Below are 21315 nucleotides of genomic sequence, written 5' to 3'. Positions count from 1 at the left end.
TTTCCTGGTTTTAAAACTTAGTTCTCTTTGCAATCACAATATTAAGGGGTATCTAATTACCTTAGCTATGAGCGGGATACTTGTACTCTCAGGGAGTCTGAAGCTAGGATAGGGGGGAAGTTGAAAACAAGATGATAGTTTTCTACCTAGCATAGTATCCGCAGCGTCCATATCATAGCTTTGCTTATTTGAAAATGTTTAATTTGTCTAGGATCAATCGGTTTTGGCGTTTACCGTTAGGTAATCAGTGGCAACCAACTAGAGGAAAATCGCCAGTCAAAGAAGTGGAAGATTCGATTCCTTTGCGAGTGCTAGTGATGGTACTGGTAATTTTGGGGATTGTGGCTACGGATATTGCTGGTGAGACTCAATTTAGTCTGTGGACTGTTCCACTGACTGTGGTGGGAACGTGGTGGAGTTATTACCGTCGTCGTGATTCTAATATTCCGATCCAGTTTTGTATTGCGATTGGAATGTTGTTGGCTTTGGGGTCTTTTTTTGGGCGGTTTATTGGTAATTGGAATGATACTCGGCTGAGTTTGGCGGAGTTACTGATTCAATTGCAAGTATTACATAGCTTTGATACGCCTCGGCGGAAGGATTTGGGCTATTCGATTGTGATTGGGTTGATTTTGGTGGGTGTGGCGGCGACTTTGAGCCAAACTATGGCTTTTGCGCCTGTGTTGCTGTTGTTTTTGGCGATCGCTCTTCCCACTTTAGTGCTAGATTACCGTTCTCGTCTAGGGTTCAAGCCATCAACTTCGGAAAAATCTGCCAAAAAGAATAATCCTAATTTCAGTTTTCAGGTTCTAATTTTAAATTTTTTGGTGATTGTGGCTTTGGGACTGGGGATTTTCGCTATTTTGCCTCGGTTTCCTGGTTATCAACTGCGGTCTTTTCCTGTCAGTGCGCCGCTGAAAGTCCCAGACAATTTTACAGGGCGGAGTATTATTAACCCCGGTTATGTCCGTGAAGGTAGGGGTAATGGTCAAGGTAATGGTAATGATAGTGGTAGAGGCTCAGGAAAGGCTGGTGAAGCGGGAAAATTAGATAATAATTTTTATTACGGTTTCAATAGCGAGATCAACCAAAACCTGCGGGGGGAGATGAAACCCAAGGTGGTGATGCGGGTGCGATCGCAAGCTGAAGGTTTTTGGCGCGTCCTAGCTTTTGACAATTACACAGGTAAAGGTTGGAAGATTTCCCGTAATGATCAAGTTACCACTCTCCGACAATCACCTTGGACTGGGCGCATTTCGATTGATTCTCCACTGTTCACGACTCTGACAAAAGAGGTGGTACAAACTTACAATTTGGTGTCGGAATTACCCAACCTAATTCCAGTGATGTCCTATCCCAAAGATTTGTATTTTCCCACTCCAGCCATAGCCATTGATCAAGAAGATGGTTTACGTGCGCCAGTGCAGTTGTCAGAAGGGCTAACATATACGGTGGTTTCGGATGTTCCTTACCGCGATCGCTCTTTATTGGGTAAAGCCTCCACCAAATACCCAACCAATATTAAACAGTATTATCTGCAAATCCCGCCAAAAATTGCTGATAGAGTCCAAAAACGCACTGAAGAAGCACTGGCTAGTTATGATCAACAGCGAGTTTCCCGTTCTCCAGGGACTAAAAGCCTAGATTCAGCTTACGAAAAAGCTCTTTATTTAACCCAGTATGTTAAACAAAATTACACCCTACCCACAAATCCCTTAGACCTGCCTTATTTGGATGAAAAGGATGATTTAGTAGAAAGCTTTTTATTCAAAAATAAAGGTGGTTATCCCGACCATTTTTCCACTGCATTAACGATTATGCTACGTTCTGTAGGTATCCCAGCCCGGTTAGTAGCGGGATTTGCCCCAGGAGAATTCAATCCGTTTACAGGGATGTATGTTGTCCGCAATACAGATGCCTATGCGATGACAGAAGTTTATTTCCCCAAGTATGGTTGGTTCACCTTTGATCCAATTCCTGGACATCCTTTAATTCCCCCTTCCATAGAAGAAGTTCAAACTTTTAGTGTCCTGCGTCAATTTTGGAATTGGGTAGCTGGTTGGCTACCTTCACCAATTACAGCCATTTTAAATACTGTATTTGGGACGATATTTAGCTGCTTATTCCTGGGAATAGCTTGGTTTTTAGCTTTATTTACTAAAGGTTGGTTAGGAATCTTAACTGGTTTAATTATCGGCACAATTGCGGCTTTCTTTGGTTGGCTGGTTTGGGGACAATGGCGTAAGTGGCTGAATATCCAGTGGTTAAAGAAATTACCGCCAATGGAAAGACTTTACCAACAAATGCTACAATGGAATTCTCAGAAAGGTTTAAGCAAGCATCCTAGTCAAACACCTCTAGAATATGGCCAGGTATCATACCAATACTATTCTCCAGAAATAGCTGAAGTGATAGATGAAATCTGTCAAGCTTATGTGAGTTGGCGTTATGGTGGGCATACTGTCAACTGGCAGCAGTTACAACAAAGATGGCAAGCATTGAATAAAGTTGATAAAAATCGCGGTTCTTAATAATTTGGGGCATTAATCAATGCCCATCTCAATAGAAGCGCTATAAAGTGAATATTTTTGTATTTGCATTTCCTCAACCATGTAAAATTAACCATCAGTTATCAACTATCTAGCAATGACCAATGACCAATGACCAATCACCAATTTTAGATGTATCTGTAGTTGTCCCCATTAAAGATGAGGTCGAAAGTTTACCTTTATTACTAGAAGCTATTGCTGCGACTCTCACCGCTAGTAAATTGAATTATGAAATTATTTGTGTAGATGATGGTTCTAGTGATGGTACAGCAGAATTTCTCAAAGCGCAAGCCCAAAGGCGCACTGATTTAAAAGCGGTGATTTTGCGACGTAACTATGGGCAAACTGCGGCCATGTCTGCGGGTTTTAATTATGCTACAGCTAAAGCAATTGTGACTTTAGACGCTGATTTGCAAAATGACCCCGCTGATATTCCGATGTTATTGGCAAAGTTAGATGAAGGTTATGATTTAGTTAGTGGTTGGCGGCAAAATCGCCAAGATGGGGCGGTCAATCGCCTACTTCCTTCTAAAATTGCCAATTGGTTAATTCGTGGGGCTACAAGCGTCTATATTCATGATTATGGTTGTTCTTTAAAAGCCTATCGGGCGGAATTGGTGGCAGACATGAATCTGTATGGAGAACTACACCGCTTTCTACCTGCATTGGCATATATCGAAGGGGCGAGAATTACAGAAGTACCTGTGCGTCATCATGCGCGGCGGTTTGGACAAAGTAAGTATGGGATATCACGGACTTTTCGGGTATTGATGGATTTATTAACTATTCTATTTATGAAGAAGTTTCTCACCCGTCCTATGCACGTTTTTGGGCTGTTAGGCTTAATTTCTATGGTTTCTGGTGGGGTGATAGGCGTATATTTAACTGTCGTCAAATTGGCTTTTCATGTAGATATTGGTAATCGTCCTTTGTTGATTTTGGCAGTGTTGCTGTTAGTAACAGGAGTGCAGCTATTTTGCTTCGGTCTTTTGGCAGAATTACTGATGCGGACTTATCATGAATCTCAAGGACGACCAATCTATCGGGTGCGAGAAGTTGTGGCAAAAAATGTTAAGTAACGTAACAATAAAGAAATAATACTTTTAGCATTATTGCATCTGCCGTGAAAGCCTTTGATACTTTTGACGCTAATCTGCGAAAAAACCTGCTCATGTTATTTGCAGCGGGTCTGTTTTTCTGGTCAGGTTTGGCTTCATTATTGCCTACCTTACCCTTATATATTGAACATATTGGTGCAAGCAAACAAGAAATTGGCATTGTCATGGGTAGCTTTGCCATTGGGATGTTGCTATGTCGCCCGTCAATGGGTGCTTTAGCAGATATTCGGGGTCGTAAAATAGTATTATTGATTGGAATGTCCGCAGCAGCGATCGCTCCTTTGGGATATTTATGTGTAAAATCAATTATTCCCCTGATGGTAATTCGTGCCTTTCATGGCATTAGTATCGCCGCTTTTGCCACAGCTTACATTGCCCTAGTCAGCGATTTAGCACCAGAACACCGCCGCGGTGAAGTCGTTGGTTACATGAGTTTGGTGAGTCCTTTAGGTGTGGGAATAGGTCCGGCTATCGGGGGATTTTTACAAGCAAGTGCTGGTTATACCCCATTATTTCTCTCATCTGCGGCTTTATGTTCCTTGGGTTTATTATGTATCATCCCGATTATTAATCCACCAATTGTCACCAAACCAACTAACAGTAAAAATGATAACTTTTGGCAAATATTAACTAGTCCTCGGGTGCGGATTCCCGCTATCGTCTTACTCCTGAGTGGTTTGACTTTAGGTAGTTTGCATACTTTCATCTCCCTATTTATCAAATCAACCGGAGTTGATTTAAATCCAGGTTTATTTTTTACTGCGGCGGCTGTCTCCAGTTTTAGTTGTAGATTATTTACTGGTAAAGCTTCTGATAGATATGGAAGGGGTTTATTTGTCACCATGAGTTTGATAGCTTATACATTCTCTGTCATCTGCATTTGGCAAGCAACTAACTCCTTCATGTTTTTATTGGGAGCATTAATGGAAGGTGCTGCTTCTGGTACACTTATTCCCATGATTTCTGTATTGATGACAGATAGGGCGTTACCCCACGAACGCGGGAGAATATTTGGTGCTTCCTTAATGGGATTTGATATCGGTTTAGCGATCGCCGGCCCAATTTTTGGTACATTTGCTGAAACACTGGGTTATCGAGATATGTTTGGTCTGACTACAAGTTTAACCATCATCGCCATGATCATCTTCTTCACCCAGTCTAGCCGCAATCTTTCTCAATCTCTGCGTTTTGCCCTTGGTCGCACAGAAGATATCTATGCTGTGAAATAACTGATAAAAAATGCACAAACTCCAAAAAAGGAACTTGTGCATTTTTGATTATAAAATGGGCGAGGAGGGATTCGAACCCCCGACACCGTGGTTCGTAGCCACGTGCTCTAGTCCACTGAGCTACACACCCTTGACTCACGAATTTCATAATAGCACACACTTTCCCAATGACGCAAGCTAATTTTCCAAATTCTTTTCCATTAACCCATTTGGATGCCCAGGGACAAGCCCAAATGGTTGATGTATCCGGCAAAGTAGCCACAATTCGCCAAGGAGTAGCCACTGGTAAGGTGCGGATGTTACCTGAGACATTCGCCGCTATTCAAGCCGGAAACACTCCCAAAGGCGAAGTTTTAGCCACTGCACGGTTAGCCGGCATCATGGCTGCTAAACAAACAGCGAATTTAATCCCGCTTTGTCATCCCTTACCGTTGCAAAAAATTACTGTAGAGATTATCCCCGATGCCCAACTACCTGGTTATCAAATTGATGCTACTGTCAAAACCAAAGCGGAAACCGGTGTGGAAATGGAAGCTTTAACAGCGGTATCTATTGCCGCTTTAACTTTATATGATATGGCTAAAGCCTTAGAAAAGCAATCCCAGACTGCGGTACAGAGGAAAGAATAGCAAAAGGAAAAAATAAATAAAATACTTTACAAGGAGACTTTACTCAAAAACTACCGTTCTATTGCCATAGACTAAAACGCGATTTTGTAAATGCAATCTTACCGCCCTTGCTAACACAATTCTTTCTAAATCTTTCCCTTTTCTAATTAAATCATTGACCTCATCTCGATGACTTACCCGCACCACATCCTGTTCAATAATCGGTCCTGCATCTAAGTCAGCAGTGGCATAATGGGCTGTCGCACCAATAATTTTCACACCTCTTTCAAAGGCACGATGATAGGGATTAGCCCCAATAAATGCAGGTAAAAATGAATGATGAATATTAATAATTTGCGGGAATTTTTCAATGAAATCTGCACTAACTATTTGCATATATTTGGCTAAAACTACTAAATCAATTTTGTATTCATGCAGTAATTCTAGTTGTTTAGCTTCCTGTTCTTGTTTATTGTCCTTAGTAATAGGTAAGTAATGGTAATCAATACCGAATTGTTCAACTATCGGTTGTAAATCTGGATGATTACTCATAATTAAAGGAATCTCCCCATGAAATTCTTTAGCGCGATGTCTCCAAATTAAATCAAATAAACAATGATCTTGACGACTTACCCAAATAGCAATGCGGGGAAGAGTATCAGAAAAGTGTAATTCCCATTTTGCATTTAAGGGTTGGGCAATTGCATTAAAAGCAGGATTAATTACATCCTTGGGTAAATTAAATCCTTTTAATTGCCACTCTATGCGAGTCAGAAATAGTCCAGCTTCAAAATCTGTATGTTGATCTGCATGAATAATATTACCACCATTAGCATAGATAAAATTGGCAAATTTTGCTACCAATCCCCGTTGATCTGGACAAGAAATTAATAACGTTACTGTTTGTTTTGTCATTGGAGTAAATAAAGTAGTTATTGATTTTTAATTAGTCCGCGCAGGCGGACTTTGTTTGTATAGCCACGACTTCCAGTCGCCAGGGCTTAATTATTTATTTGGAGGAGTTGGGAAAGGAAGACTAGGTAATGGCTGTACATCACTCTTTTCCTCTGGTTGTTTCCATTCAGATATATCCCGACTAACTGCATTCACAAAATCTTTAGACACTAACAATACATTCATATTTTTGTTACCATCAGCTTGAGCATATAAAAATTGATTATTAAAATCACCTTTACCTAAAATCAATTGATGGCTTTGTTTATTTTTTAGTTTAACATCAATGGTCGCTACAGGTTTATCTAAACCAAATTCTGATAATTCAGTGGATAAAACTGATACTGTTCTTTCACTTTTGCCCTTAACTAATAAATCCATTAAATAAGAAACAATTGCATCATTTGCCAGTGCTGAGATAGGCGATTTGATTTGCCATTGAGGCTTTTCAGTTGTATTTCTTTTCTCTATTTGTAATGTTGTTTCTTTAAAATTAATTGTTAAAGATTGCACATCATCAGCATTAAAAGCGAAAATTTTCTGTTTTGGGGTTTTTATTTCTGTTTGCTGATTTTTACCTTTGATTTCATGAAAGTAGACAAAACTACCTAATCCCAAGGCTAAAAGTATTAAAATTAAAGTCGTTCTTGGTAATTTCATGTTGAATATTACTAAATTATCTAATTAGTTAGAAATTAAAACCGCTTCTCGCCATTTTTGCACTGAGTTAATTATATAAATGCGATTGATATATTGTAACTGTTCCACTGCAATAATTTCTTCTCTGATTTTTCCTTTTTCAAGTAAATCAGCGCGAAAAGTACCTGCTAACAAACCGCATTTTACCGAAGGTGTCAATAATTCTCCATTCAACTCTACCACAATATTACCAATACAAGTTTCTGTGATTTCACCTCTTTCATTCCACAACAAAACATCGTCGCAATCAGGAAAAGCAGCTTTTGCTGTTTCATAAACTTGGCGATTAGTCGTTTTATGATACAAAAATGGATTATTAGAGTCAATGGGTGTGCAACACACACTTAGTTTAACAAATTCCTGATTATTCACAGGAGATAAAGGTATAGTTTGATATGTAATCTCACCATAATAATCTAATAACAACCGCACTTTATAAGCTTGACTTAAAAATGTTTTTGTTAATTCATCAAGTTGTTTTCTTAAACTATTGATATCAACTTTAAAATTAAAGTAAATTGCTGAGGAATGCAACCGTTGTAAATGATAATCTAAAACAAAATAACCATGATTAGGTTGCCATAATATCGTTTCTAAAAGTGAAAAACCTGCTTGATTCAACGTGAGAACTTGGGCTTTAATTTGACATTCTTGATATTCATCACTACTTACAGAATCCCAAACAATTCCTCCTCCGACTCCATACTCAGCTTGACTATTTTCTTGATCAATTAATACAGTCCGAATAGCCACATTAAATTGCGCTTGACGGTGAGGACTAATAAATCCAATACATCCAGTATAAATGCGGCGCGGTGTATTTTCCAACTTCTGAATAATTTGCATAGTCCGGGCTTTAGGTGCGCCAGTAATAGACGCGCAGGGAAACAACGCCCTCATAATCTCACTTAGGGAAGCTGTAGTTTTGGCTGTGACTGTGGATGTCATTTGCCAAACTGTGGGATATTTTTCAACATTGAATAAATGGGGAACTTTGACAGTATTAATATTAGCTATTCTTCCCATATCATTGCGAATCATATCCACAATCATCACATTTTCAGCGCGGTTTTTTCCAGAAAAATGTAGTTGATTAGCAATATCCTGGTCTGTCGCTAATGTTAAACCTCTAGCTGCTGTTCCTTTCATGGGACGAGAGGTTAAATTATTACCGTCAAGATCAAAAAATAGTTCTGGGGAAGCGGAACAAATAGCAAAGTTATCAATGTCAACATAAGCCCCATAGTCGGCGTTTTGTGCTTGTACTAATTTGAGAAATAATTCCCAACTATCGCCATTAAAGGGTGCATTTAGTCGTAAGGTATAATTAACTTGATATGTTTCCCCCAAAGCAATATATTCTTTGATTTTACTAATGGCCTGATGATATTCGGCTTCACTAACTGAAGGTTTCCAATTGAGTTGATATTTTGTCGGTAAGGTCGGTTTTGGTAATTCAATAATTTCTGGTTTTTTATATAATCCAAACCAAAGTAGGGGAAATGAACCAGAACAATGGGTTTCTAGGATGGAATCAAAAGCGGTGGAAGCTTCATAACTAATGAAACCCGCTGCATACATTTGATGTTTGGCGATTAAATCATTTACAAGTTGCAATTTAGGAACAACTTGATCAATACTATCAGCTTTGATAATTTCATCGGGATTTTGAAAACAAAGCCAATGTTTTAATTTAGCATCATGAATTACTAATTTATTTTTCATCGGCGTTTCCACCAAATAATAAATCCTGTAATTAATCCCATTAAAGGCAATACAAAGACAGCAACTATTGTTAACCAATTAGCTTGAAGGATTGAGATAACAATGCGGCGATTTTTTGGTTCTTTAGGACGAATTGAGAGAAGTTGTTGGTTTTGTTGACTTAGCCAACTAACTGAGTTTAAAAATACATCTCCATTTAATTGTTGTTCAAATAAACCATCAACGGCAAAATTTGAGTTTCCAAATACTACTAATCTGGATTCTTTAGCAGTAGGTTGAGAACTTGTGGGAGTTGGTGTTGGTGAAGGTGTGGAGGCTGGTGTTGGTGAACTTGTAGGAGTTGGTGTTGGTGAAGGTGTGGAGGCTGGTGTTGGTGAACTTGTGGGAATTGCATTTGATAACTTTCTAGTTAGTGCTACTCCTAAAGTTAAAGGTCCTTTTAAATCTTGACCTTCATTAAACTCTAATTTTTCACTTTTTTGATCACTTTCTGCCCAACTGTTGGGATAGGGTTTAGTTTTCAATAAAGTCATAGACTCGATACCCGAAACAGGATCAATTTCCAAAGGACGAGTTAAGGGATATACAGAAATATTTTTAGCAAAATCTTGAGTAATAGGATGTTGTCCATATTCTGTCACCAGAATAGCAGCGGGTCCTAGTTGTAAGTTTGCGCCGGAAGTGTCAATAGCCAAACGATTATCTAAGCGTACACCCCAATCTTTTAAAATAGTGTCTATTTTTGGATTAGTATTGGGATCAATCATCAATAATAAGTTACCACCACGATTAAGATAATTTTGTAAAGCTGTAACTTCCCCTATCAATAATTCTTTTTTAGGTCCAGCGACAACGATAACAGCAGCATCATCAGGAATTTGTGGCTGTTCTGCTAAATTCAAAGCTGATGTAGTAAAGTTTTTATCGGTTAATGCTTTAATTGCTTGGGAAATTGCCCCTTTACTAGCTGTAAGTGGATGTTCACCATGACCTTGAAGAAAGTAAACTTTAGCAGTTGTAGAACTGGTGATTTGTTGTAAGCGATTAGTTAGTTTTACTTCTGATAAACGTTCATTTTCATTAATTGTCTGGACTAATTGCCGTTTGTTTTGAAATTCTAGATAAACTTCGCCATAATCTTTGACACCAAATTTCTCGGCTATTCCTGGCTTTAATTGAGGGTCAAGATACTCAAATTTAAATTTATTACTTTGACGCTGATAGTTATCTAATAATTCTCGATCTTGGAGATTTTGTTCTTTACTAAACAACCAAACTTTGATGGTTTCGGGTAAGTTACTGACTAATTCTCTTGATTGAGGAGATAGGGTAAATAATTGACTATCTGTTAAATCCAGGCGCAGGTGATAGCCAATACCTAAAAAGTTAATTAATCCTAAGATAACTAATACTGATAAGGTGGCGACAAGGGCGTTAGTACCAGATTGGGTGGAACGTTTTTGCCACCATTTACTTTGTTGGCTTTGGATGATTATCCAGAGGCTACAAATTACTAAACCTAGTATTGTTAATAATAAAGGGATTATTCCCCATTTTTCTGATATTAAACCAATGGTTAAGCCGGCAGCTAAAAAGAATGGTCCTAGCCAAAATACAAGTTTCCAAAGTTTATTTTTATTCATTAGGGAACAGGGAACAGGGAACAGGGAATAGGGAATAGGGAATAGGGAATAGGGAATAGAGTAAACATACAATACAATGGCGGGGAAACCCTACTAACGTTGAAACCGGAGTGCATCAATTGATTGGGCGGTGAGAAAAATACCTAAGACAATGTAACTGGCAAATAGAATCAAGCTGCTAGTATCAAAAATGCCTTGAATCAGGGTATTATAATGTTTGAGAAGGGATAAATGACTCACGGCTTCACCCATTTGTCCTGGTATGGCTTTGGCAATTAAATCCATGAATAATAGCAAAATGACGAGGGCAAAGGTGAGGACAGCCGATAGGATTGTGCTGTCTGTTAATGAGGAAATAAACATTCCTAAAGATAAAATTGCTGCTGCTAGGAGGAGTAATCCTAAATGACCAAGTAGAGGAATTATGGGGGATATGGGAGGATTGGAACTAGATAATGCGATCGCCTCCAATCCCATTAAGGGTAGAATCATAGTTAAGAAAAATGTCAATACCCCTAATAATTTACCCACAGCTACAGCCCAGTTGGTAATTGGTGATGTGGCTAGTAGTTCTAAAGTTCCCCGTTTCCGTTCTTCGGCATAAAGTCCCATTGAGAGAATCGGTAATACAAATAACATTAACCACCCCATTCTATCTAAAAATGCCCGCACAAATTCGTAGGGAACATCTATTGTTGGCGCTGGGACTCCCATTTGTTGTCCTTGTAAATCATAAGCAGAAACCGTGACTAAAATTCCTTCTGGTCCTAACAAAATCATCACAAAAAATAACCCGGCTAAAAACCAAAATGCACTAGCTACTCCATAGGCTAATGGCGAAACAAAATAACTTTGTAGTTCTCGACGATAAATGGCAATAATGTTGCTGATAACTATACCCATTTATGCAGCTTCTCCTTCTTCAATTTCTGGGGTTATTTCCATTGGTAAATTCTTTTCTGCTGTAGTTAATTCTAAGAAAACATCTTCTAGTGTGGCATTGATTCGTCGCATTTCATATAAATCAAACCCAGCCCGAATTAAAGCAGCAGTAATTTCTTTTCCTGGTTCTGTTCCTGGCTGCAATATTACCCGGAGGCAAGTATGATCATCTGACGATTGCTGATGGTTAGGCATTAATTCTACTGAACTGACATCAGCGATATTTTCCAGCATTTGTCTAGCTAAGGCTGCATCTCCACCGATTTCTAACTCATATCCCACCCCACCTGTTAACTGTGTCATCAAATTTTCTGGGGTATTCGTTGCGACTATTTGCCCCCGATTAATAATGGCAACTCGACTACAGGTCATGCTCACTTCTGGGAGAATATGGGTAGACAAAATGATAGTGTGTGTTCCGGCTAAACTTTTAATTAGGTTTCGCACTTCTATGATTTGCCGAGGATCAAGACCAATGGTAGGTTCATCAAGAATAATAGCTGGTGGATCATGAACGATCCCCTGGGCAATTCCCACTCTTTGCCGATAACCTTTAGAAAGTTTCCGAATAATAACTTTGCGCTTATCTTCTAAGTTACAACGGTTAATAGCTGCTGTTACCTTTGTGGGGCGATCGCCTGAAGAAACTCCCTTAATCCGAGCGACAAAGTGTAAAAAACCCTCCACAGTCATCTCTGGATATAATGGGGGCGTTTCTGGTAAGTAACCAATCCGCTGTCGCACCAATAGAGAATGATCATGAACATCATAACCTGCAATCTTGGCTGTCCCACTTGTAGCAGGTAAATAACCAGCTAAAATTCGCATAGTTGTGGTTTTACCAGCCCCGTTGGGTCCCAAAAAACCTAAAATTTCCCCTGGTTCAACACTAAAGGTAACATCAGTAATTGCTGTTGTTGAACCATAAATTTTACTCAAATGCTCAACTTCAATCATTTGTCAAATTACTAATCATGAGAATACCCACACAATCTTAGCGAAAGAATGGGTAATTAGCTTCGACAGCAACAAAAAAGCGATGAGCAATAAATAAAATCCCCGACTTCTCTCAGAGGTCGGGGATCTGACTCGTAAAATCAAAAGAGCGATCGCCTAATATAAATTGATCATAGATCAATTACCAAATCAACCTGTATACCATTCTGGAGTCAGCTTCTCTGTATCAGCAACAGGAGTTTCAGTAGCTAGAGTTCCATTCATAGTCCAGGTTTTATCTGCGGATGTTTGTTGATCACGCCAGTAAATATCAGTCTTACCATCACCATTGAAATCGCCCAAAGATGCTGTCAAACCAGGAGTATTGCTAGGTAGGAAAGCTTCAGAACTTACCGCTGTACCATCCATCAACCAAGCAGTATTTGCACCACTAGCTGCATTGTGCCAGAAGATGTCAGTTTTACCATCGCCATTGAAATCGCCAATTCTCGCACTCCAATCTGTACCCAATGTGCTGACAACACCTTCAGTCACAAAAACGCCATTCATTGTCCAAATCTTATTCTCGCCTGTAGCGGTATTGCGCCACAGAACGTCAGTCTTGAAGTCGCCGTTAAAATCACCTAGAGTAGAAGTCCAAGAAGCATCTTGAGATTGGAGATCATACTTAGTGGCTTGGCTACCATCCATAAACCAAACGGTATTTGCACCTGTGCTGGAATTGCGCCAGAAAATATCACTCTTACCATTACCATCAAAATCAACAATGGTAGCAGTCAATCCTGGTGCTGTAGTTTCTAGCACATTCGCACTAACTACGGTTGTTCCATCCATTTGCCAAATAGCATTTTCACCAGTAGTTGCATTATTCCAGAAAATATCAGTTTTGCGATCGCCATTGAAATCGCCAATATTCGCAGTAAAACCTGGATCAACTCGATCTAAAGTCAAATAACTGGAAACTTTTGCGCCATCCATTAGCACAATTACATTATCACCAGTTGCCTTATTGCGTAATAAGAAATCAGTCTTATTATCGCTATTAAAATCAGCAGTTTTATATTCCCAGGTATTTAAGTCATAGCTACCCAAAGAAGCCTGTTCTAAAACTTGAGTTCCATTCATCAAGCGAACTAAAATTTCACCAGTTTGAGCATTCACCCAAAGTTTATCAGTTTTCCCATCACCATTGAAATCAGGAACAATAGCAGCACTGGTTAAATAAGGATTAGGATTGGGGTTAGCACTGCCGCCAATGGGGATTTGATCTAATGGATTTGTTGGTAACAAGGGGTCTTCTTGTGCTGTAATAGAAGAACTTCTCCCAGTAAAAGATGAAGTTGTTAAATCTCCAAGTGGTGATGCTTGCTCGATTTTATCTTGAGCTTGTAAACCGTAATTTCTTGTATCTAAAGATAATGGATCAGGCATGACTTGTTTTTATGAGTAATTAATATCTATTTTTAAGTTGATTTTTATGAAGAATCTGTAAATAACAAACATTTGTTTAATTATTTTTATTGAATGTCATTGTTTATAGATATTTTCAGAATGTTCATCAACACTAACTTTTAAAATTAAAAGTAATATCTAAACAATCAAAAAATATTTTATTTTCTGTTTATCAAAGTCATTATTTAAAGATAAAATCCTGTTTCCTTGACAATCTCACTAATAGAAGTCCTGGAGAATTGTCAAGGAAATTAAAAATTGGCTAAAATAACTAGAATTAGCAATTTTTTCGACAACATTCCCCGTAGTCTATAATTGTTAAAGCCACAAACAACACTATTAACAAATCAACTATGCAAACAGAATATCGGCAACGTCGTGAGCAGTTAATGGCGAAAATAGGCAGTGGTACAGCGATTTTCAGAAGTGCGCCCACAGCAGTAATGCACAACGATGTCGAGTATGTTTATCGTCAAGATAGTAATTTCTTTTACCTAACTGGCTTTAATGAAGCCCAAGCAGTCGCCGTGTTAGCACCCCATCATCCAGAACATCGGTTTATCTTATTTGTCCAACCCAAAGACCGAGAGAAGGAAGTTTGGAGTGGTTATCGTTGTGGAATAGACGCAGCGAAGGAGTTTTATGGTGCAGACGCAGCTTACCCCATTGCGGAATTAGATGAGAAGTTACCCCAATATTTAGAAAAAGCCGATTGTATCTATTATCATTTAGGACGCGATCGCAATTTCAACGACAAAATTCTCCAACATTATCAAAATTTACTCCGAACCTATCCCAAACGCGGTACAGGACCCACATCCATTACTGATCCTGGTACTGTCATTAATACCATGCGGTTATATAAAAGCAAAACAGAATTAGACCTAATGCGTCAAGCCGTAGAAATTGCCGTAGAAGCTCACAATCATGCTTTAAAAACCACCGCACCGGGACGTTATGAATATGAAATCCAAGCCGAAATAGAACATATTTTCCGTTTACGAGGTGGCATGGGACCAGCTTATCCTTCCATAGTCGCATCAGGTAAAAATGCTTGCGTACTGCATTACATAGAAAACAACTGTCAAATGCAAGCCAATGATTTACTCTTGATTGATGCTGGTTGCGCTTATGGTTATTACAATTCTGATATTACCCGGACATTTCCCGTCGGTGGTAAATTCACACCAGAACAAAAAGCATTATATGAAATAGTATTAGCAGCACAAAAACAGGCAATAGCAGAAGTAAAACCTGGTAATTCCTTCCATGCACCTCATAATGCAGCCGTGGGGGTATTAACAGCAGGATTAGTCGAACTGGGTTTACTCAAAGGGGAAATTGATAAATTAATAGAAGAAGAAAAATATAAACCCTTCTATATGCACCGCACCAGTCATTGGTTAGGTTTAGATGTCCATGATGTCGGCGTTTATCAACATGGAGAAAACCCCCAAACATTACAACCTGGCCAAGTGCTAACCATAGAACCAGGACTTTATATAGTACCGGATACCAAACCCGCCGAAGACCAACCGGAAATTGACCCCCGTTGGGTAGGAATTGGGATTCGCATTGAAGATGACGTATTAGTTACCGCAGATGGAAATGAGGTTTTAACAGCGGGAGTTCCCAAGGAAATAAAGGATTTAGAAAGATAGTAGGATACTTCTAAATACACAAATATTCCAAAATTTATTGCATTGCAAAACCTGTAGGGGCGGGGTTTCCCCGCCCTCGATTGTATTGTATCCGAACTATAACCGCTAGTAATCACAGTAGTTTTGCTAATGCAGCTTATTACTTATTAGATTTGATGGGATAAAATCGAAGAAAATAGATGAGGAACATTATGACAGCTTCTCTTTATGAGCGTGATTTTTTACTTTGGACAATAGATACTGCTACTAAACTGAAAACACATGATTTTGCACAATTGGATTTAGAAAACTTAATTGAGGAAATTGAAAGTTTGGGAAGAAGCCAAAAAAAAGAACTGAAAAGCCGACTTTTAGTTCTCTTGGAACATTTACTAAAAAGATTGTACGTTAATTCACCAGATAACTATCGTGGTTGGGAAACTACAATTAATGAACAAAGACGACAGTTAGAATTAGAAATTGAAGATTCTCCTAGTCTAAAAACTATTTGGGATGAGTCTTTTAGTGCTGCTTGGAGAATTGCGCTTAAAGGAGTTCGCAAAGATTATCCACAAGTTACATTTCCTGATACTTGGATATATTCTCATGATATAGATTCCATGTTAGATTGCGATTTTTGGCAACAATAAAAAAGTATTTGGCGACTTCCAGTCGCTACTACAAAAACAAAGTCCATCTGCGTGGACTAATTTTAAATCAACGGTTTTGCCTGTGTAGCCGCGACTTCTAGTCGCCTGGTACAAAACTTACAGAAAAATGAGGAGAAATTAACTATGAATCGTGAAGAAGTTTTACAAATTCTCACAACACATCAACAAGAATTAAAAGACTTAGGAGTAAGATCCCTTGAATTATTTGGTTCTGTTGCTCATGATGAAGCTCATTCTGATAGTGATGTAGATTGTTTGGCTGAGTTTTCACGTCCTTTTGGATTAATTCAGTTTTCCAAGGTACAAAGATATTTAGAAGAAATTCTTGATTGTTCTGTTGATTTAGTCTGAATCAGGATACTCAGGATTAAAGGATTAACAGGATTTTGTGTGAAGTTTGATTTTTTGGAATGTAAGGATTTTTGGATGTTACCTGAATTATGATGTAGGAAAGATGTGATAGTTCATCAAATAAAAATCCTGTAAATCCTCAAACCCTGTAAATCCTGATTCAGACAATTTAAAATTTATAACTTCAAGAATATATTTATTATGTTTCGAGCTTATATCTCACAAGAATCGGGATGACAGGATTCGAACCTGCGGCATCCTGCTCCCAAAGCAGGCGCGCTACCAAGCTGCGCTACATCCCGTAAAGTCATAGAAACCAAACTCCACATAAATCAAATCATGTATTGTTGGCTCATCTCGACTATCATATCACAAAAAAGAATAAATGCAAACCCAATAATCCAGAAAAATCAGATTGAGGGAAATATCCTCAATTCCCTAATCCCCACACCCCAGCCACATTGATCACTGAGGATACCAAAACATTCCTTTTATACCTTCAGGATCTGACATAAAGCCCATCGTCTTATAGAAATCTACAACATGAGGGTCGGCAAAAAGAGTGACATTACTAATTTCTTCACTTCTGAGTTTTTTGAGGACATATTTCATTAATGCCTTACCTAGACCTCTACTTTGAAAATCAGGATGAACGACTACATCCCAAATAGTGGCATTAAAAGCATGATCTGAGGTAGCACGGGCAAAACCAATCAAACGCTTTTTGTTTCCTCGCACTTGCCACATAGAGGCCACGAGAAAACTATGCTCAATAGCTTTTTTTACTTTTCTCAGAGGGCGACGTGACCAGCCAACTGCATCACAGAGTTCTTCGAGTTCATAAAGGTCAATATCTCTTTCCGTACTGAAAATGATTTGATCCTTACCTACACTAGAATTACCATCAACTTCCGCTGTATGCTCATTAACAGCAGTGTTTTTATTTGTCGCTAAAGATTCAGGAGTGCTAAACCAAGTTTTCCAAAAACCCATGCCAATGCAGTTCGGGTAGTATGACTAAAATTGGTTTCCACTTTTAAAAAGTGTTGATTCACATTTAACATCACTATGATTATTGCTGGCTAATTCAATAGAAACATTCTACGCGGTTTAGCGATTTGCAATACTCACAGCTAGTTATCAAGTGTTTCTTCCCAATCACTCTCAACTTTAGCATTTTGTTTTGACACTACTCCATAAAACTCAACCAAAGGCAAAAATTTTCCGGAATTGCAGTATCTTTCCCATTTTCGCGACTACTTTCAGTCACGTTGCTGTCATGACCAGATAAAACTCAGATCATTCTATACTAATCAATATCAACTGCAAGAACACAATGAGAACAAGTAATTTAGGCGTTGCTGAATTAAAGCATGAAAATCAAAAATTCCATTTCTCAAAGTCTTACTCTTTGCGCCTCTGCGCCTCTGCGTGATATAAATTCATACTTTCATTTACCAAGCCCGTAATTTAACTGATACACTGTAGACTTTGAAAGATGACATTATTTCGGATACGGCAGAATTCAGCAGTCACCGAGTAAAACTGTCCTGCTGTTTGGCTTTGAATTTAGATCCTGTACCCCATTAATTTGCAATATGCTGCTGTATCTAATTAAATTTGGGGATACGTGAGAGGCACAAGGTAACAGTTCTTAATCTGCTCCCTGCCCCCTGCGCCCCTGCTCTTTACCTCAGTTTGTACAAAACAAGCAAGTCCTACCCCCAAAAATGGCTTCTGGTTTAAAATCTTCAACTCTAGAACTCCTGAAACGCTTTAATCGCGCGTTTCCCCAATTCTATGAGCAATTTGTTAGCAGCGAGATTCAACTTCAAAATTTACGCCTAGCATACCGTCTTTACAAAACTAAACGGGCTGTTATTGAGATGAAGCCAGAAGGGAGCAAAAGCGCCCTTCATTTTGCCTACCGCAATCAATCTTTCCTCTTGAGCGATATTTTTGGTGTTCTAGCAGCTTATGGTTTAACTATTCATGGTCTGAGTTTATACGGTCAAATTCGACCACCAATGCTGGTTTTTATTAAATTACTGGTATCTCGTGGCAATAAAGCACTGACTGAAAAAACCGCTGAAAATGTTTGTCGTGCTATTCGTGAGGCGTTAGCAGGCAGATTTGAGGTAGAAGAAATGCTGGCTGTGGAATTTAATCTTGATGCTGGCTTGGAACAGGTACAAACGGATTTCTATGTTGATCCTGTTTTTCATCTTCCTGCTTTAGTAATTGAGGCTGATAATCAACCCGGATTATTCTATAAAGTGATGTATGCTATCTGGCAAGAAGACCTGCTGGTGGTTAACGCCAATTTGCTGGTTTGGCGCGGACGGACTCGACTAATTCTTTATTTGTTAGGTCCGAATGAAAGTCTCATTCCTGAATATTTAGGTTACAGAATCGCGGAAGGAGTGAAACATAGATTACTTAGTCAATAGACTTAGCTGAGTAGGTTGGCGTTAAAAATTGTCCTTGTGACCAAACAAGATGTCTTGGGTAATTGTACTTTTATTTACACATTTTGTTGATTTAACGTCTATCTAGCTTAATTCAAAATTTGAATTTTTGAATTTTTGGTTCTCTGTTCGTGTTGAGTTGTATTGAGTCGCACCCACTCTTGAGGGTACGATATTTAATTATGGCAACAATAGAAATCTTAGGCGTTCTACATACTTATGAGCTAACGGCTCCCACATCATGTCCCCATACTTTAGTATTTATCCACGGTTGGCTAAATAGTAGCGTATATTGGCAACCTGTAATTTCTCGTTTATCGGTAGATTTACAGTGTTTATCTTATGATTTACGAGGTTTTGGTGAATCACAGTCTCAGGTGACATCAGAGATAGAACTCACTGCCACAGACTCTAGTATGGATAGTTTGTCTCTGGATTCTATCTACTCTCCATCTGCTTATGCTCAGGATTTGGCTGTGCTTCTTCAACACTTGAATATTTCTAGTGCTTGGTTGGTTGGTCATTCCTTGGGTGGTACTATTGCTCTATGGACGGCGGCTCAACTACCTGATTGTGTTCAAGGTGTGATTTGTATTAATGCTGGTGGTGGGATTTATCTGAAGGAAGCTTTTGAACAATTTCGCGCCGCTGGACAAAAATTTTTACAAGTCCGTCCCCGTTGGCTTTCACAAATGCCTTTGATTGATTTGTTGTTTACTAAAGCAAGCGTGTTGCGTCCTTTAGACCGATATTGGGCGCGTCAACGACTAATTGATTTTATTATTGCTGACCCTGAAGCTGCTTTGGGAACTCTTCTCGATTCCACTACGGAAGCAGAAATTAACTCTCTACCCCAATTAGTATCCAAATTAAAACAGCCAGTCTATTTTTTAGCTGGTGCTGATGATAAGGTGATGGAACCTAAGTATGTCCGCCATTTAGCAAGTTTTCATTGGCTTTTTCAATACGTGGGCGATAATGTGATTGAAATTCCCGATTGTGGTCATCTGGCTATGTTAGAGCAACCAGAAGCGGTGGCTGAACATATTCGGTCATTCATTGGTCATTAGTCATTGGTCATTTGTCATTTGTCATTCTCCTGAACTCCTGAATGGGCGCAGACCCTGCGCCCCTACCTCCTGAACTCCTGAACTAAGTTTCGTATAATTGCATGACTTGGTTCAGTGAGAGCCGGGAATGCACTCCTAATGTGAGGGGTGATTTCCTGCCAAGCGATAGATGTTCGGCTGCGGCACAGCCAATCATGGCGGCGTTGTCGGTACAAAATTTTAAGGGGGGGAATAAAACCCGGATGTTATGTTTGCTGGCTGCTACTTGTAAATGCTTTCTTAGTCCACTATTAGCAGCTACACCACCACCTACGGTAATGGTATCTAGTCCATAGTTACGAGCGCAGGCGATCGCTCTTTTGGTCAGCGATCGCGCTATAGTATCCTGGAAACTAGCCACCACATCGGCAATTGGTACTTCTTTACCCTCTTTCTCTAACTGCTGCACTAAACGTAATACTGCTGTCTTCAATCCGCTAAAACTACAATCATAGGGATGATAACCCCCACCCGGTAAAGAAATTTTCCCCTCCGGTAATGCAAAAGCCTGGGGATGGCCGGTTTGTGCCAGTTTGTCAATTATTGGTCCACCGGGATAACCCAGTTTCAACAACCGCGCCACCTTATCAAAAGCCTCACCCGCCGCATCATCACGGGTTTCTCCCAAGGTTTCGTACATACCATAATCTTTCACATAAATCAAGCTTGTATGACCTCCAGAAACAAGTAAGCTAAGAAAAGGAGGATTTAAACTTGGTTCACTCAAGTAAGTCGCATAAATATGACCTTCCAGGTGATGCACTCCCAAAAAAGGCAAATCATGGACAATTGCCAGAGTTTTGGCCGCCGTTAATCCTACCAACAGCGCTCCTACCAGTCCAGGCGCACAGGTGGCAGCTATTCCATCAATCTGACTCCAATCTAGATTACTAGATTCTAAAGCCTGCTCTATTTGATAATTCAGCGTTTCTAAATGCTGACGTGAAGCCACCTCTGGCACTACCCCACCATATTGTTGATGAACAGAAATTTGTGAAGCCACAATACTGCTACACACTTCACGATTCTTAACAATTGCCACAGCAGTTTCATCACAACTGGTTTCAATAGCCAAAACTGTTGTCATAGTAGATTAATAGGGAATAGGGGAACAGGGAACAGGGAACAGGGAACAGCCAAAAGGCAAGAGGCAAGAGGCAAGAGGCAAGAGGCAAGAGGCAAGAGGCAAGAGGCAAGAGG

Annotated in this window: 18 protein-coding genes and 2 tRNA genes; 9 read left to right on the top strand and 11 right to left on the bottom strand. The window is 39.3% G+C overall.

Annotated elements, in window-relative coordinates; all coding sequences use genetic code 11:
• Positions 1-194: 194 nt before the first annotated feature.
• From PN471_RS03300 to PN471_RS03290, 3 genes are all read left to right on the top strand, one after another.
• On the top strand, positions 195-2531 hold the full coding sequence (locus PN471_RS03300; protein WP_271775652.1) for a transglutaminase TgpA family protein: 2337 nt from the start codon (positions 195-197) through the stop codon (positions 2529-2531).
• Positions 2532-2653: 122 nt separating this feature from the next.
• Positions 2654-3628 carry a glycosyltransferase family 2 protein gene (locus PN471_RS03295; protein ID WP_271775651.1) on the top strand — a complete coding sequence of 325 codons (975 nt, stop codon included), beginning with the start codon at positions 2654-2656 and terminating at the stop codon, positions 3626-3628.
• A 44-nt stretch (positions 3629-3672) separates the two neighbouring features.
• On the top strand, positions 3673-4896 hold the full coding sequence (locus PN471_RS03290; protein WP_271775650.1) for an MFS transporter: 1224 nt from the start codon (positions 3673-3675) through the stop codon (positions 4894-4896).
• Between the two features lie 56 nt (positions 4897-4952).
• Here PN471_RS03290 and PN471_RS03285 read toward each other — a convergent pair.
• Positions 4953-5026 (bottom strand) — tRNA-Arg (locus PN471_RS03285).
• A gap of 37 nt (positions 5027-5063) precedes the next feature.
• On the opposite strand from PN471_RS03285, the gene moaC reads away from it, so the two are divergent.
• Entirely contained in the window at positions 5064-5525 is a 462-nt protein-coding gene (moaC, locus tag PN471_RS03280; protein ID WP_271775649.1) for a cyclic pyranopterin monophosphate synthase MoaC, read from the top strand.
• Positions 5526-5564: 39 nt separating this feature from the next.
• Here moaC and purU read toward each other — a convergent pair whose 3' ends face one another.
• From purU to PN471_RS03245, 7 genes are all read right to left on the bottom strand, one after another.
• Entirely contained in the window at positions 5565-6419 is an 855-nt protein-coding gene (purU, locus tag PN471_RS03275; RefSeq protein WP_271775648.1) for a formyltetrahydrofolate deformylase, read from the bottom strand.
• 90 nt (positions 6420-6509) lie between these two features.
• Positions 6510-7118, bottom strand: a complete 609-nt coding sequence (locus PN471_RS03270; RefSeq protein ID WP_271775647.1) for a DUF4340 domain-containing protein — start codon at positions 7116-7118, stop codon at positions 6510-6512.
• Between the two features lie 24 nt (positions 7119-7142).
• The gene (gene pabB / locus PN471_RS03265; RefSeq protein WP_271775646.1) at positions 7143-8882 is read right to left on the bottom strand and encodes an aminodeoxychorismate synthase component I; all 1740 of its coding nucleotides are present in this window, start codon (positions 8880-8882) and stop codon (positions 7143-7145) included.
• Positions 8879-10525 carry a GldG family protein gene (locus PN471_RS03260; RefSeq protein WP_271775645.1) on the bottom strand — a complete coding sequence of 549 codons (1647 nt, stop codon included), beginning with the start codon at positions 10523-10525 and terminating at the stop codon, positions 8879-8881. Before PN471_RS03260 ends, pabB begins: the two co-directional genes overlap by 4 nt.
• Before the next feature lie 93 nt (positions 10526-10618).
• Positions 10619-11428 carry an ABC transporter permease gene (locus tag PN471_RS03255; RefSeq protein ID WP_271775644.1) on the bottom strand — a complete coding sequence of 270 codons (810 nt, stop codon included), beginning with the start codon at positions 11426-11428 and terminating at the stop codon, positions 10619-10621.
• Entirely contained in the window at positions 11429-12424 is a 996-nt protein-coding gene (locus PN471_RS03250) for an ABC transporter ATP-binding protein (protein ID WP_271775643.1), read from the bottom strand.
• A gap of 189 nt (positions 12425-12613) precedes the next feature.
• Positions 12614-13855 (bottom strand): FG-GAP repeat domain-containing protein, encoded by a 1242-nt coding sequence (locus PN471_RS03245; protein ID WP_271775642.1) that lies wholly within the window; start codon positions 13853-13855, stop codon positions 12614-12616.
• 374 nt (positions 13856-14229) lie between these two features.
• Here PN471_RS03245 and PN471_RS03240 point away from each other — a divergent pair, with 374 nt between their 5' ends.
• From PN471_RS03240 to PN471_RS03230, 3 genes are all read left to right on the top strand, one after another.
• The gene (locus PN471_RS03240) at positions 14230-15537 is read left to right on the top strand and encodes an aminopeptidase P N-terminal domain-containing protein (protein ID WP_271775641.1); all 1308 of its coding nucleotides are present in this window, start codon (positions 14230-14232) and stop codon (positions 15535-15537) included.
• A gap of 191 nt (positions 15538-15728) precedes the next feature.
• On the top strand, positions 15729-16166 hold the full coding sequence (locus tag PN471_RS03235; RefSeq protein WP_271775640.1) for a DUF29 domain-containing protein: 438 nt from the start codon (positions 15729-15731) through the stop codon (positions 16164-16166).
• A 144-nt stretch (positions 16167-16310) separates the two neighbouring features.
• Positions 16311-16538, top strand: a complete 228-nt coding sequence (locus PN471_RS03230; protein WP_271775639.1) for a nucleotidyltransferase family protein — start codon at positions 16311-16313, stop codon at positions 16536-16538.
• Positions 16539-16766: 228 nt separating this feature from the next.
• Here PN471_RS03230 and PN471_RS03225 read toward each other — a convergent pair.
• A tRNA-Pro gene (locus PN471_RS03225) sits at positions 16767-16840 on the bottom strand.
• Between the two features lie 163 nt (positions 16841-17003).
• Positions 17004-17531, bottom strand: coding sequence for a GNAT family N-acetyltransferase (locus PN471_RS03220; RefSeq protein ID WP_193898602.1), 528 nt, complete (start codon positions 17529-17531; stop codon positions 17004-17006).
• 737 nt (positions 17532-18268) lie between these two features.
• On the opposite strand from PN471_RS03220, the gene PN471_RS03215 reads away from it, so the two are divergent.
• Positions 18269-18988, top strand: coding sequence for a hypothetical protein (locus tag PN471_RS03215; RefSeq protein WP_193898600.1), 720 nt, complete (start codon positions 18269-18271; stop codon positions 18986-18988).
• A gap of 200 nt (positions 18989-19188) precedes the next feature.
• Complete coding sequence (locus PN471_RS03210; protein WP_271775638.1) at positions 19189-20076, top strand: alpha/beta fold hydrolase; 888 nt, start codon at positions 19189-19191, stop codon at positions 20074-20076.
• A gap of 82 nt (positions 20077-20158) precedes the next feature.
• Here PN471_RS03210 and tsaD read toward each other — a convergent pair whose 3' ends face one another.
• Positions 20159-21202: a tRNA (adenosine(37)-N6)-threonylcarbamoyltransferase complex transferase subunit TsaD gene (tsaD, locus tag PN471_RS03205; protein ID WP_271775637.1), complete on the bottom strand. Its 1044-nt coding sequence runs from the start codon at positions 21200-21202 to the stop codon at positions 20159-20161.
• Positions 21203-21315 lie beyond the last annotated feature (113 nt).

Origin of the sequence: Aphanizomenon sp. CS-733/32 (assembly GCF_028330045.1) — a bacterium.
Classification (GTDB): domain Bacteria; phylum Cyanobacteriota; class Cyanobacteriia; order Cyanobacteriales; family Nostocaceae; genus Dolichospermum; species Dolichospermum gracile.
Note: the sequence above shows the minus strand (reverse complement) of the source record. Positions and strands in the feature narration are given on the sequence as shown.